Consider the following 14,362-nt stretch of genomic DNA (forward strand, 5'->3'; position numbering starts at 1 on the left):
TTGATAGTTAGCTTGTTAAATCTTCTTTTGAAATAGGACCTATGACAACATACTCATTGATAAGTATTGATCATGTTAATCAATTAATCCCTGCGCTTGCAGCTTTAAAGCACTTTAATGCTAGAGAAAATATCTCTAGCAGGCGAGTGCTGATTTTTACCAAACCTCATTTGTATTTTAGCGACACTACCCTTAATCAGATTAGAGCCTTATTACGGAACGAGTCCTCCTGCACCCTCATTGTAGGCAATACGTTGTTCAAAGATTTAAAACTTCTCAATAATATGCCCGTTCTTTTGCGCGCCAAATTTTTGCTCAAAAAATTAAAAGACTACCCTATTACTGAAATTTTTTTTTCGCATGATATAAGTAGTGATTTTTGGAACCAAACTCTGATGCATGCCTTTCCTGAAGCAAATAGAATTTGTTATGGAGATGCTCTTGGGCTAGTTTATAGTCAACACCATTTCACGCAGCTGATGTATAGCATTAGAATAAACAATAAAATTTTATTAACCAATTTACTTGCTCGTCTGAAACGACGATTTATTTATCCGAACAAAAAAAATCAGTTACTAGCTAATCGAGCAATTTTGGCGATTCCTTGTGATCCAGGAAAGGATTTTTTAAATCAGTGTGAACTATCCATTGTTAGTCAGCAGGAGCTTCAAGACTGTGTGAAACAATTATCTGACTCTTTACCAGATTTTAAAGTACACATGAAAGAATTAATTCTTCAGAGTCAAAAACCTTGTTTTCTTTTAATGCCGAGTAACTTTACAGAATCAAAATTAACGACGCTTGAAAATGAGATTGCTCTTTACCAGGATATCTTAAGTACTCATACACCTGAAGAAAGCAGAATCATCATCAAACCTCACCCTGCCCACAACCCCAATTTTTTACAAGAAATAGTTCGAGTTTTGAAGAGGAACTACGATGTTCATTTAGTCGATGGTCAATATTATCATTTACCAATAGAGCTTGCAGAAAGTTTAATTCAAGGATGTGAGATATTATCTGTATCTTACTCTTCTGTTTCTATTCCTTACATCTATAATAAGCCGGTCAAGCATGTATTAACGCAAAAAATGATAGAAGACTATTTCTCAAAAGAGAAAATGCATTGGTTTATTGAAAGTAATAATCTTTATTTAAGGATGATTGCAGCCCTCAAAGATTGGAATCGCACCCATGCATTATCAATTTAGTGATAAAATAAAAATTGCTGTAGTAATAATTAATTACAATTCTTCATGCTATCTTTTGAAGGCATTGAGAGCACTTGCAAAACAAAACTTCAAACCGGAACAAGTTATTGTATTTGATAATGGCAGCAAAGAACCTTTACCTGCAGAAATAAAAACTTTGGGACTACCTTTAAAGGTAATTATATCACCAGTTAATTTAGGTTTTGCTGCCGGCAATAATAAGGCCATCGAGTTTCTTGACCCTCAAATAAATTGGATAGCACTTCTAAACCCAGATGCTTATCCCCATGAGGATTGGCTTATGGAGATAGTTAAGGTTATAGAGAGCTGTCCTCATTACGCCTTTATGGGCTCTAAGTTAATCTGTGAGAAAGAACCTCATTTACTCGATGGAACAGGCGATGTTTATCACATTAGCGGAAAAGCCTGGCGAAAAAATCATCGAAAACCATTGATACATGACGAGAATGAAATAAGGGAAATATTTTCTCCCTGTGCTGCAGCTGCTGTCTATCGCCGTGATGCCTTCATGGCAGTCCAAGGTTTCGATGAAAATTATTTTTGCTATTATGAAGACATTGATCTTGCATTTCGCTTAAGACTTTTAGGTTATAAAGGCTGCTATGTTCCTGAATCCATTGCTGAGCATACGGGTTCTGCAACGACTGAAAGGCATAGTGACTTTTATACTTATCATGGACATAGAAATTTAGTTTGGACTTATTTTAAAAATATGCCCTTACCCCTTCTCATCATGACTCTACCTCTGCATATCTTATTAAATTTTGCCACAATTTTTTTGTTTATAATGAGAGGGCAAGCTACGACCATCTTTAAATCTAAAAGGGATGCTTTGAAAAGCATAAAAGCGATACTGAAGCAGAGACGAGCTATTCAAAACACCAGAACGCTTTCAACAAAAAATCTTTTAAAAATTCTGGAAAAAGGGTTGCCATGGTAAATCAGGTCACAGTGATTATCGTCAATTATAACTCAGGGGAAATGCTCACTCGCTGTGTTGCCAACATATTAGCAAGTACCGAGCAGGCTAATATTCTCATTTCTGATAATGCCTCTAGCGATAATAGTCTGGAACTTCTGCAGGAGAACTATAAAAATCATCCAGCAATCCATCTACATCGGAATGCTGCGAACCTTGGTTTTGCAACAGCCAATAATGCTGTATATCCCCTGATCACAACACCTTTTGTTTTTTACCTTAATCCCGATTGTTTTATAGAAAAAGACACCATAGAACATTTTTTAACACTCATGCGTAATTATCCTAATGCAGGGATGGCGGGATGTTTGGTAACCAATGTGGATGGGTCGGAACAAACAGGTTGTAGAGGGCTAACTCCAACTCCTAAACGTATTATCAATCAATTATTCAAATTATCTAAACTATTTCCGCAAAACCCGAAATTTGCTGGCTATTTGCTATCGCATCAACCCTTACCTAAAACGCCTATAACAGTAGAACTTATTTCTGGCTCCTGTATGTTTGCCAGGAAAGAAGCCCTTGATGAAGTAGGTTTGTTAGATGAAAACTATTTTTTATACTGTGAGGACTATGATTGGTTTTATCGTTTTACCCAAAGCCAATGGAAACTACTTTTTACTCCTGACACCAAAGTAACCCATATAAAAAGTTTCAGTGCCAAACAGATCCCATTTAAAGTACTACTCTATAAAGCAAGAGGAATGTGGCGCTATCATGATAAATTTTTCAAAACGAATTCAAACCAACTAAGTACTTTTTTAATTAGGACAGGAATTATTTTGAGATTGTTTGCTTTAGGGAGTATTTTATTTCTTAAGAAAACTTTGAAAGCTATCTTATCAATTAAGCCCAGGAACAAAATCTACAAATTCGGTTTGAATCGGGTAGACAAATAATCAAATACGAGATTAGACATTATTCTGAGCAACTATACTCTAGTTTAAAGCGCGTCTGCTGGGCTGCTATGCTGAATAATCCAACAAAGCCTTTTTATAAATTCCAAACTGTGTTCTTAAATTTAGCTAAATGGTAATAGTCTTACAACAATAAAAACAAAGAGTACCTATTAAGGGTTATTTCGCTATGCTTTTTTAGCACATAAAGGCGTGATAAAAAATATAATTTATTGATTTTTCAGTAAAAATAAAAAACAATTTTAAAACAAGTTGATTCCTTGCTTTAGTGATTTTCCAGCATTATAATCCAATCCTCATAATCCACTTTAATGGATGCAAAGTGATAAACAATAAAAAAATTTTTGCTTTCATTCCCATGCGTGGCGGCAGTAAATCAATCATTAATAAAAATCTAGCTTTACTGGGCGATAAACCATTACTAGCTTGGCCAATAGAGATAGCGACCCAAGTACCAGAAATAGATAGGGTGATTGTTTCCACTGATAGCCAAGATATTGCCAATGCAGCAGAGAGTTATGGTGCCATAATCCAGCAGCGCCCCGATCATCTTGCTACCGATACAGCGCTGGTGGCAGACGCAATTCGATATTGTCGAGAGGTCTTGGAAAGCCAGAATGAAATGCCAGACTATATGATACTGCTCGAAGCAACATCGCCCTTCCGGACTGTCGAAATTATCCAGCGATGTCTTAATCGACTGGTTAATGAAGATCTGGATTCTATTGCTACTTTTCACGAGGCGGATATTAATCCTCATCGGACATGGTCAATTGAAGAAGGGACTCCAGAACCCTTTATCAAAGACGCAATCCCTTGGTTGTCCAGGCAAAAATTACCTAAAGCATATCAACTAAATGGCGTTGTTTATGCCTTTAATTTGAAAACTTTTCCTAAAGAAGGTCCTAATGTGCTTTTTGGAAAAATGGGGGCGGAAATTCTTGACAGGAATTCTGCCATTGATATCGATACAAAAAGGGATTTGGTGATTGCAAATGTCTTATTCAAAACCAGAAACAGCACCGAGGTTATCTGAGCTCTTTTCACTAACAAACAAAACTGCTCTAGTTATTGGTGGCGCAGGTTTACTAGGCAGCGAAATTTCTCACGCATTCGCTGAACTTGATGCTAACCTCGTCATCGCTAGTCGTGATATAAAAAAATGCGAGGCATTTACCTCATCTCTCAAAGATATTTATCCGCAGGGCCATTTTATTCCCTTAGAAATTGACATCTCTGAGCCTAAATCAATTGATCGTTGTTTGCATTCGGTTGACGAGCTTGTACCTGCCGGTTTGGACATATTAGTTAACTGTGGCTGGTCAGGGCGTAAAAATACCTTCGATTCTATTTCCGACGAAGACTGGAATTTAGATATTGAAGTTTGTTTGAATGGTGTTTTCAGAACCATAAAACGAAGTTACCCCTTATTAAAAAAACGCAAGGGAAATATCCTTAACATTGCTTCGATGTATGGTCATGTTGCACCTGACTATCGTCTATATGATAGCGAGCGTTTTGCAAATCCACCCAGTTACGGTGCTGCTAAAGCAGGTTTGCTCCAACTCACCAAATACCTGGCGAGTTTTCTTTCACCTGATAACATAAGAGTGAATGCCATCAGCCCTGGTCCCTTTCCTTTTGAAAGTACACAAAAGGAAAACCCTGATTTCATTCAACGCCTCTGCAGTAAAAATCCTTTAAATAGAATTGGGAAACCCTTTGAATTAAAAGGGGCCGCAGCTCTTCTTTGCTCAGATGCAGGCTCCTATATTACTGGTCAAAATATCTGTGTGGATGGAGGCTGGGGTATATGGTAATGAAAGTTGGCATGCTGGGATATAGCGAGGGAAATGGGCACCCCTTTTCTTTTTCAGCAATTATTAATGGCTATGAACCAGATGCATTCATGTCCGCCGGATGGCATGTCATTCTTAATTATCTTGAAAAGCAACCAAAAGAAGCTTTTGATTTCAATGATGTCGAAGTCACTCATGCATGGACACAAGACCCATCACTCACTAAGAAACTGTGTGAGGCTAGCAAAATTCCTCACGCAGTAGAAAATTATACCGATATGTTGGGCAAGGTAGACGTTGTTTTCATTGCAAGAGATGACTATCACACACATTATCCAATAGCAAGGCCATTTCTAGAGCATGGGACCCCTGTATTTATAGATAAACCCCTCACTTTAGAAAATAGTGAATTAGATTATTTCGCAAAATATTTGCATAGTGGTTTACTTATGAGCACCTCTGGAATGAGGTATGCCAGAGAGCTTGACACACTAAGAAATGACCCTTCAGAGCTTGGCGAGCTTAAGTTAATTGAAGGGGTAATTCTGAATGATTTAGAAAAATATGGCATTCATTTGATTGATGCTATCCATGGTCTTGGACTTGGAAAAATTAATTCCATAATGCGTATGTCTACCCCTTTTGAAGCATATACACTAACGCTTGAAAACAATGTAATCTTTAATTTATCTTGCCTGGGTGCTGTAGGCAAAACATTGCATCTTTCTTTCTATGGGACTAAAAATCATTTTCATTACGACTTACATGATAATTTCTCAGCATTTAAACGCACATTACAAAACATGTTTGCGATGGTAAAGCAAAAAATGCCTATGATTCAGCCCGATGAGGTTATCAATAGTATGAAATTAATTAATCAGGCAAAAACACTTAAAGCAATGGAAACAATTGTCTTTAAACAAGGAGAGTCATTTGTTTGAACTGACTAATAAAACCGCAATCGTCACTGGTGGTGCGGGAATTTTAGGACAAGGATTTTGTCGTGCGCTGGCTAAAGCAGGCTGCCGTGTAGCCCTCCTCGATCTTTCTTATGAGCGTGCCGAACAAATTTGTCAAACTATCCTTGAAGAAAATCCCAAGGCGGAACTGTTGCCTTTGCGTTGTGATGTAACTGACAAAGTTAATATTGAGCATATGGTTCAAATTGTTAAAGCTCGCTTTGATTCCATTGATATCTTACTAAACAATGCCGCCACAAAAACCAGTGATTTAAAAAAATTTTTTGCCCCTTTCGAAGAATATGAACTTGATACCTGGCAAAAAGTCATGTCCGTTAATCTTGATGGAATGTTTTTGGTTGCTCAAGCCGTTGGTAAAGAGATGGTGAGACAAAACAAAGGTGGCAGTATTATTCAAACAAGCTCTATTTATGGTGTAGTTGCACCAGACCAAAGAATATACAAAGGGTCAGAGTTTTTAGGAGTCGAAATTAACACACCAGCTGTTTATTCTGCTTCTAAAGGCGCAGTTTTAAGTCTCACAAAATATTTGGCAACTTATTGGGCTAAACACAACATTCGAGTGAATACACTGACACCTGGCGGAATTGAAAGTGGTCAAAACAACACCTTTGTAAATAACTATTCACACAAAGTACCTTTAGGGCGAATGGGCAAATTTGAGGAGCTTTTAGGCGCCCTGCTCTTCCTGGCGTCAGATGCCTCAACCTATGTAACAGGGCAAAATATCATTGTGGATGGCGGATTTACTTGTTGGTAATGCAACAAATCAAGCTCGCCACCTATTGAACTGAATTTAGGTATGAGATAATTGCTTTATTAGGGAATAAATTCTTTCAAAATTTAATCCATCAAGTATCCCCCAATCTTCGGCATGCCTTTTTTGTAATAAAGCAATTTTTTGGTAATAGTCTTCGTCAGCTGTAAGCTTGTTGGCCAATTGTTGAAACTCAGCAAAGCTTTTAGCATTCAACACCCCTGGGGCTTCCTGGTAATCCAGCAAATTAAATTGATAAAAATCATAATTAATAACAGGTTTAGCAGCTGCAATTGCCCATCTTATCGTACTGGAGAAACAACTAACATATATATCATGTTTAATCAGTTCACTAAGAATATAATCAGTACTTATCTTGACATTAAACTCTTTTAGCAGCTTGACGAACTCAGGTTGAACAGCCGGATGAATTGTAAGCGTTACAGTAACGTTTTTAAGTTTAGCAAGGTAACTTATCACCGTAATTGTTAATTCTTCATAAGTCGCGTATTGGCACTGTTCAGCGCGCTCAGCATGATAACTCGGCGGCCAACATATTAGGATTGAGGTTTTATCTTTAGCAATTTTTTCAGACCTTAGGAATACTTCTTGGTATCGTTTGTCGACGTCTATCCTTGTTTTCAAATAATCACAATAGGGAGTACCAGTTAATGATAATTTCTGTGAAGGAATGCCCTCATTTATATAATGTTTAAGCATTATTTGACTTTCTACTGCTATTTTAGTGGCAGCACCGCCATGAACAGTCCAGGGATTTTGAATTGCTAACTTTAATTCTTCCATAGCTAAAATAAAATGTGGATTAAGCAGTATAGCACCAGCAAATTTACCTGATTTTACCCAATGTGGGTAATATTTTTTGACTGCCTTTCCAGCGCCTTCTTCAGCAGTATATAACTCTCCTTTTATTTGCTTTTGATGTAAGGCATTCTCAAGATCATAATGACTTCCATAGCCATAAGGCACATTTAAGACTGGAATCTTTGACTGAATAGCGGCGTGGATTAAACAGGAATTTGCAGATATTCCGTCCTCAGGAACAATAAGAATTTTTGGCTGAATTTTAAGAATAAGTTGTTGTGCTATAAATAACTCCGTATATTGAAGTATATACAATGCTTTAAGCGTATTAAGGCAAAGATCAAAATCTTCATATTTTTTCGCTATTCTTTCAAAAGGAATTTCATTCTCATTGATAGGGCTTATTTCTTTAGCCTCATGTTCTATTACAAGATATTTATTAGTAAAATTCGGTATAAACAATTTGATTTTAGCTAATAATTGTTCATCATGGTTTCTCATGATAAACAATACATTTTCTTGTTTTTCAATTAATTGATTAGCCAACATTGATAATACGGGCGTATCTGTGTAAGAGGAGATGAAAATTAAAATTGGCTTTGATTTTCCTTTATTTAAAAAAGAATTAAATTTTGTTTTTATGAATTTTAAAGGCATACTTAACTTTTTCTCCACTTATTGAAAATCCATACTTTATTAACTCTAAATTTCGTATCCTGACGATAAGTAGCGAAATCAAAGTTAAATTTACACAGGCATTTTCCTCATTTATTTGTTACAAATCATTTAAATTGCGAAAGAATAATCAGCAATTAGTAATTATCTTTATAATAGTGTCAAAAGCCTTTTCCGCTGAATATTTTGGATTTTCCAATTGCTTACTTGCAAGCCAATATTCTTTTCGACAATCAGCGGATAATATATCTTCCATAGTTTTATCATCAGGTTTTTTGGTATTACAAATTAAAGCAATATTTTTCGCTTTATAAGGTGATGACTCAATCATATTAAAATTATTTAAATGCTCTAAAATATCTGCCTTATAGCACAAAGCAATTGGGGTAATTAGGGGCTTGGAAGAGAAGAAATTTAGATAACAACTATCATAAAGGCAATTAGAAAGGATACTAGTTACTACATCACAAAGTATTAAAGAATGCTCCACTTTATCATGGTTATGTTTGATAAACTTTAAGTTAGACTGCTCTAGTAATTTAACTGTATTTTCCGCTTGCTCCCCACTCTCTCTGGGGTGTTGCCGATAAAGAATTGTCGCCTCTGGTCTTACTTGATAAACAGTAGATAAAAATTCAGAAAGCGTTTCCTGATAACCTTTCAATCGATGTAAAGATTGTCCGAAAAGTCCAACCACTATTTCTGAGGTTGATAAATCAACCTCTTGTCTCAGTTGTGGTCTTAGATTTTGCAGATCAAGGGTTTGATACCAGGAATGTCGCGGCGACCCTATGACAATTCCTTGGCAAGGATAACGTTTCTCAGTTAAATTCTTAGCCTCATTATCCAAACAAAAATAATAGTCAGCACATACACCAAAAAAATCATTAACCTCTCCCCAAAAATCTTGCATTACGATAGAGGGGATTTTGTTTTTGGCAACTTTAATTAAGGCCTCGTCAATACCAGCATCTCCGGGAGTGGATAAACCACATAGGATAACGTCGGGTTTAACAGTTGCAATCAGTTGTTGTGCATATTGAATTAAACCATCCGCATGCACATCCTCTGGTGTTTTAGCAATAAGCTGAGGTACCACATTGTGAGAAATATTAAAATTAATAAAATAACGCAATGCAGGCGATTGGACATAAACATGTATCTCACAATCAGAGCGCGTGGGGATAAATTTAATAATCTCGATAATATTAATTGCCGCTCCTACATCCCTGGCAGTTATAAGAACTCTCTTCTTCGTCATTATTACTTTCAATCCTGCAAAATTTCTCTTAGAAGATTTTGATTTTTACATGCTAACTCAGCCAAATTTCGGAATTTCAGCCATTCACTGTCATGAATTTTATTGCCTTCGACTTCACACAAAGTTAACACACACAAAGAACGCAATGCTAAAGTTAATGAAGCATAACTATCACTTTTCTGAAATTGGTAAGAACCACCGTTACTCAAATATGCTTTCATAAAGCTTCTGCCGAGGCAAAGAATTTCATTTGTATTAAAATGACGCACAAACACCATGCGTTCTAGAACATAAGCTATCTCGTAAATGATGGGTAAATAACTATGAAGCGCGTCCTCAAAATCAAAAAAATAAATCAAATCATTAACCAACAACATGTTTCCAGGATGCAGGTCCCCATGTAAAGCTTGTGCTTTAGCACCTTGCGTAAAATTTAAGTCGCTGTTTTGAGCAAGTTTTTTTACGTAATCAGGAAATGGTCCAACAGCAAGTTTACCTTGTGCAACTCTCTCTCTTATTTCATTAAGACATGAGATTCGTCTATCAGTATTTGTTTGTATTCTTTCCTGAAGAGGATAATCACTTAAAGTATTATGTAATCGCGCAAGCGCTGCCCCTAACTGACTAAGCACTGCCATTGACGAGGGAGCGCGAACTCCGTCTAACAACGAGTAAATATAACAATTATGTCTTAATTCGAGAGCGGCATTGACATGAATTTTTTTAGCCAGCAGCCATGTGGCCATTTCTTCTGCCTGCTTATAATGTTCTATATGCTTATCTTCCATGCATTTAACAAAATATTTTTTATGATTCTGATAATCATCAATCATGTAAAAATTCGAAGGTTCACTATTAAAACTTACTTGATAGGCGATACCAAATAAATTCGTCAGCTGCTGTAGCCTGTGCGAATCTTCAGGGCTCAAAGGAAGGTAGGTTGGCAAACCTGGATAGAGAGTTTGCCAACTGGGATTCTTAAGAATCATTTCTTTGAATATCTTGCCACTGAATAGGAGAATTTGCGGCTATTGTCGATACTATCTTACTTCCATTGGCTAAATCCCAATGTTGCACAGGAATGCCTAAACAAGGAAATGCGAAACGGACATTGTCTAATGAAATAATGTCTCCCGGCTGTAAATCTTTTTTCGCCACAACACATTGACGCTGTGAACTACCAATAACTCCTTTAATAGGCGTTCGCAAATTACGCTCGGTATTTCCTAAAGCAAGCCAAGAATCGTACACGGATTGCAGCACTGAAGGTAACTCATCAATTCCCATACTATGAGAGATATCCTGATCAAGCTCCTCAGGATAAACATAAACACCCTTTTCCAGAACAGAAGCGCCTAAAGCTACAGAAACATACAGCATGTCAGTGCCATTTCGATGATCAGACAAACCTACAGGTAAATTAAATGCCTGCGAATAGGTTTGTAGTAATCTTAAGTTATGAGCCTCGGGCAAGGCAGGATGTCCATCAGGACTATGTTGAATAATAATATCTTCGCAACCTGCAAGCCTTGCAGTATTCACTGCATTGAATACCTCAGCAATTGTGGAGCGGCCAGTATCAATTAGCAAAGGCAAACCTTTTTGTGCGGCATAACGAATAAGAGGAATATGAACAATATTGGCTGAGGCAATTTTTAAAGCACAAGCGCCATGTTCTGTAGCAAAATCAACAGCAGTAAAATCATAAACCGACACAATAAAGGGCATCTCGGCCTGTCTTACCATGGCAAATAATTTTTCATAATTATCAAGCGACATGACTTTACGCTCTATCAATTCTCGATAATTTTCCTTTTTTATCTGACCACCTTTGCAGGTATAGGTTTCTTGCAATTCACTGGGTAGACATATTTCGGCATCATTGAGAATTTCCGTTTTAAGAACTACCGGTTGGGAGGGCACCATCGCACGTGCTTTGATGATCATCTCAATCATATTTTTTGCAAGCTGATAATCACCATTAAAATAGCTTCCGACCTCCGCTAAAAAAATAGGCGCGTGGTTTGTGCCTACTGAATAAGGTCCAAGCTTAAATTGTCTTTCCACTTTAAAATCCTTATGTAATTAAACAGATATTTTTAATAGATAATGATCAACGAGAAGTTTTAACCCATTCGTTAGTTGCCTTTTATTAGATTCAGTCTCTATGGTCCAGGTTCGGATAGGGTCTTCTTTCTGACTCAAATTAAAGGGGAGTTTAAAAGGATGAAAGCTCCAGCTTTGTGCATGATTCTCAATGTGCTCAATGATGGTTTCCTTGCTAAAAATATTCCATCCCTTTTCCCAGTTTCCTCGTTTACCTTGTTGGCGCTTCCTATGCTTAATTTCGCAATCCACTCCATATTCATTAAAAGGAGATAGGATATAAATTGAAGCATTCGAACGACAGGCTCTAAAAAGATTATTAAAAAACAGGGGTAATTCTTCTTCATCAAAAATAGTCAGTACACCAACAACAGTTATCACATCAAATTGCTGTTCAAGCGAAGCTGGTAGTTCGAGAATTGATGCTTTTAAAAATTTTTTCTCAGGCTGTAATTCCTGACATTGATGAATTAAATCATCAAAAATATCCACCCCTGTAAATTGAAATTCAGGATGATGTCGTGATAAGAAATGAATTAACTCTCCTGTCGCACAACCAACATCCAATAAACTAGTATGTTTATTTCTTTTCTCTTGGGATAAATAATGCTCAAGAAATTTAAAGATTTCCTTTGGCTCATTAGACCAACCTTCAGTAATATAGTGGCCAAAATTTTGATAATTAGCTGACATATTCAATATCCATCTGATTTTTATTTTTGCTGGATAACAAACATTCGCAAAATAATAAATCAAGTTTTGAGTCAATATCAATGCTATCCTCAATCTCCATTACGTAAGGAAGGCAAGGCGATTGGTAAAACTTTAGTTGCTCTAAAAAATCTCTGGTTTTTAACGCATAGATAGCCCCATTTTGACGATAAACTTTTTCTAACTCTTGAGTTCTCTTTTCCACATCCTCAAGTTTTGAATAAGGTTTAATTTCACCGTCAATCATTTTCATACATTTACCAGGATGGTGTTCTACTGGACACACACTCACTACACTTCTCATAGTAGAAGACAAAAAGCTTTGTAAGCATTCCTGCAAATGAGTCGCTGTTCTTAGTGGAGACGTCGGTTGCAATAAGACCACATAATCAGGAAAATACTTATTTTTAATAAATGTTTTCAAAGCATGTTCAACCACATATTCATTAGAGATGGTATCGCTAGCTAGTTCAGAGGGCCTGCAAATAACCTCTACGCCCATTTTTCTTGCTAACTCACAAATTTCTTCATCTTCGCTGGTCACTATTATGTCTGTTATTAAGGAACATTGTTTTGCAGCATCAATGGAGTAAGCTAATAAAGGTCTATTTGCTAACGGTAAGATATTCTTTCGTGGTAGCCGTTTGGAGCCACCACGAGCAGGAATGATTGCTAAAACTTTAGACTCGGAAATATTAATCATATTATTTTTAAATCTTTCCTTGTTATAGGGAGATTAGGAAACTCGATACCTCAACACCCATTGGCCATTGTCATAAGCCCAAAGATGCGGTGATCTAAAGTTATCCGTAAGTCGGTCAAAATATTCCTTATCCATCTTGGTTTGTTCAAATTGCTTTGCAGCTATAGGCAATTTACTTTTATCAATACTAAGATAATCAAAATTTTCTTTCTCAAATCGAGCGGGGTATTCCCCATCAAAACGATTAACCAGAGCCACACCCTCTTCTCTTATTAATTCACCATTACGAATTTCCTGTGAACTATCGTAGGTGGCTCTCCCAATGCCAAATTTGATAAACGTTGTGTAGTAATGTAGATCGTCAATTTTATCATCGATACCACTGTATTTACTGTAGGTACCTGCTGTTCGCTCTGGGGAAGGAGTGAACCCACCATTATTCACCGCAAAGTAATAGCATTCTTGCGGATGCCAAGGGAGGTAATACCCTAAATATTGAACTTCGATTTTTTTCTCAGCTAATTTATCTGGGTCTGGTGGGATATAAGGTTGTAACTCGACCTCAGTCAAACCAAAATCTTCTTTTAGTTCCAAAGCTGAAATCCCGGAAAGATAAATTTCAGCTGTATTTTTGGTTGAAAAATACGCTAAATCTTTAGTTGCTTTATCATCTTCTTTGGCATTGTTACCGTATTCTGCAGGATTTTCTCCATAAAACACCAAAGGAATATTTAAATCAGCTGCAAGTTTAGGTGGAAAATACATCTGTCCCAAAATAAAAGGCTGAAATGGATGATATAGATTCTCAAGTGCTAAACGGGTGAGTAGCCTATGAACTTGGCCATTAGGCGTAAATAAGTAGTTATCAAACCCCGCATGAATCCAGGCTTGGAAATTATTCCAACCCCAAGACGTATAAATATGAGGTGCCCAAGTCACGGTTAATGGATTCATACCATATTCATATTTCAGAATATAAGCAGTATAGAAACTATCCTTTCCTCCCGAACCTGGGATCAAGCAGTCATAATGACCTGTCTTGCTACGGTACCTGTCACACAATTCTTTTAATTGTGCTTTACGCTGCTCCCAATCAATATTTTTTTTCTTCTCTGCAATGCGGCAAGCCGAACATACCCCTTCAGCATCGAAATTAATAGTGGGCTTCTTTACATCAATAGTATGCTTGTATTCTTTTTCAGAATTAGGCTTTTGATTGCTATAAGTACATTTGGCGCAAAATGCAACCTCAGAAGGTAATCCATAAAAGGCTTCCTTAAAAGAAGTATCCAGTTTGTATTTATCCAAATTAACCTTACCTGGGTAGATAATCATCGTATTTAGCCTCCTTAAACACCTCTGTTACAAAAACTTGGCAACTTCTTGAATAATTGACCTCGGTCTTTAGACAGCGATCAAT

The 14,362-nt window shown here is 36.8% G+C and carries 14 protein-coding genes; 7 read left to right on the top strand and 7 right to left on the bottom strand.

The window, feature by feature from the left end; genetic code table 11:
- Positions 1 to 41 precede the first annotated feature (41 nt).
- The 7 genes from PXX05_RS08100 (at position 42) to PXX05_RS08130 (ending at position 6,667) form a co-directional block, all read left to right on the top strand.
- Positions 42 to 1,211 (top strand): polysialyltransferase family glycosyltransferase, encoded by a 1,170-nt coding sequence (locus tag PXX05_RS08100; RefSeq protein ID WP_275087720.1) that lies wholly within the window; start codon positions 42 to 44, stop codon positions 1,209 to 1,211.
- Complete coding sequence (locus tag PXX05_RS08105; RefSeq protein ID WP_275087721.1) at positions 1,195 to 2,172, top strand: glycosyltransferase family 2 protein; 978 nt, start codon at positions 1,195 to 1,197, stop codon at positions 2,170 to 2,172. Before PXX05_RS08100 ends, PXX05_RS08105 begins: the two co-directional genes overlap by 17 nt.
- Positions 2,166 to 3,110, top strand: coding sequence for a glycosyltransferase family 2 protein (locus PXX05_RS08110; protein ID WP_275087722.1), 945 nt, complete (start codon positions 2,166 to 2,168; stop codon positions 3,108 to 3,110). Before PXX05_RS08105 ends, PXX05_RS08110 begins: the two co-directional genes overlap by 7 nt.
- Before the next feature lie 340 nt (positions 3,111 to 3,450).
- Positions 3,451 to 4,164, top strand: a complete 714-nt coding sequence (locus PXX05_RS08115) for an acylneuraminate cytidylyltransferase family protein (RefSeq protein WP_275087723.1) — start codon at positions 3,451 to 3,453, stop codon at positions 4,162 to 4,164.
- Positions 4,124 to 4,948 carry an SDR family oxidoreductase gene (locus PXX05_RS08120; RefSeq protein WP_275087724.1) on the top strand — a complete coding sequence of 275 codons (825 nt, stop codon included), beginning with the start codon at positions 4,124 to 4,126 and terminating at the stop codon, positions 4,946 to 4,948. Before PXX05_RS08115 ends, PXX05_RS08120 begins: the two co-directional genes overlap by 41 nt.
- Positions 4,942 to 5,868, top strand: a complete 927-nt coding sequence (locus tag PXX05_RS08125; RefSeq protein WP_275087725.1) for a Gfo/Idh/MocA family oxidoreductase — start codon at positions 4,942 to 4,944, stop codon at positions 5,866 to 5,868. Before PXX05_RS08120 ends, PXX05_RS08125 begins: the two co-directional genes overlap by 7 nt.
- Positions 5,861 to 6,667: an SDR family oxidoreductase gene (locus tag PXX05_RS08130; RefSeq protein ID WP_275087726.1), complete on the top strand. Its 807-nt coding sequence runs from the start codon at positions 5,861 to 5,863 to the stop codon at positions 6,665 to 6,667. Before PXX05_RS08125 ends, PXX05_RS08130 begins: the two co-directional genes overlap by 8 nt.
- Positions 6,668 to 6,703: 36 nt before the next feature.
- On the opposite strand, the gene PXX05_RS08135 is transcribed toward PXX05_RS08130, so the two are convergent.
- The 7 genes from PXX05_RS08135 to PXX05_RS08165 form a co-directional block, all read right to left on the bottom strand.
- Positions 6,704 to 8,143: a hypothetical protein gene (locus PXX05_RS08135; RefSeq protein ID WP_275087727.1), complete on the bottom strand. Its 1,440-nt coding sequence runs from the start codon at positions 8,141 to 8,143 to the stop codon at positions 6,704 to 6,706.
- A 148-nt stretch (positions 8,144 to 8,291) separates the two neighbouring features.
- Entirely contained in the window at positions 8,292 to 9,422 is a 1,131-nt protein-coding gene (locus tag PXX05_RS08140; RefSeq protein WP_275087728.1) for a hypothetical protein, read from the bottom strand.
- Positions 9,423 to 9,430: 8 nt separating this feature from the next.
- Entirely contained in the window at positions 9,431 to 10,411 is a 981-nt protein-coding gene (locus PXX05_RS08145) for a phosphotransferase (protein WP_275087729.1), read from the bottom strand.
- Positions 10,401 to 11,489 carry an N-acetylneuraminate synthase family protein gene (locus PXX05_RS08150; protein WP_275087730.1) on the bottom strand — a complete coding sequence of 363 codons (1,089 nt, stop codon included), beginning with the start codon at positions 11,487 to 11,489 and terminating at the stop codon, positions 10,401 to 10,403. The genes PXX05_RS08145 and PXX05_RS08150 overlap by 11 nt, the downstream gene beginning before the upstream one ends.
- Positions 11,490 to 11,507: 18 nt before the next feature.
- Positions 11,508 to 12,221, bottom strand: coding sequence for a class I SAM-dependent methyltransferase (locus PXX05_RS08155; protein ID WP_275087731.1), 714 nt, complete (start codon positions 12,219 to 12,221; stop codon positions 11,508 to 11,510).
- Entirely contained in the window at positions 12,211 to 12,942 is a 732-nt protein-coding gene (locus PXX05_RS08160) for an acylneuraminate cytidylyltransferase family protein (protein WP_275087732.1), read from the bottom strand. Before PXX05_RS08160 ends, PXX05_RS08155 begins: the two co-directional genes overlap by 11 nt.
- Before the next feature lie 33 nt (positions 12,943 to 12,975).
- Entirely contained in the window at positions 12,976 to 14,277 is a 1,302-nt protein-coding gene (locus PXX05_RS08165) for an N-acetyl sugar amidotransferase (RefSeq protein ID WP_275087733.1), read from the bottom strand.
- Positions 14,278 to 14,362 lie beyond the last annotated feature (85 nt).

This window comes from Legionella cardiaca (genome assembly GCF_029026145.1).
In the GTDB taxonomy this organism is placed as follows: domain Bacteria; phylum Pseudomonadota; class Gammaproteobacteria; order Legionellales; family Legionellaceae; genus Tatlockia; species Tatlockia cardiaca.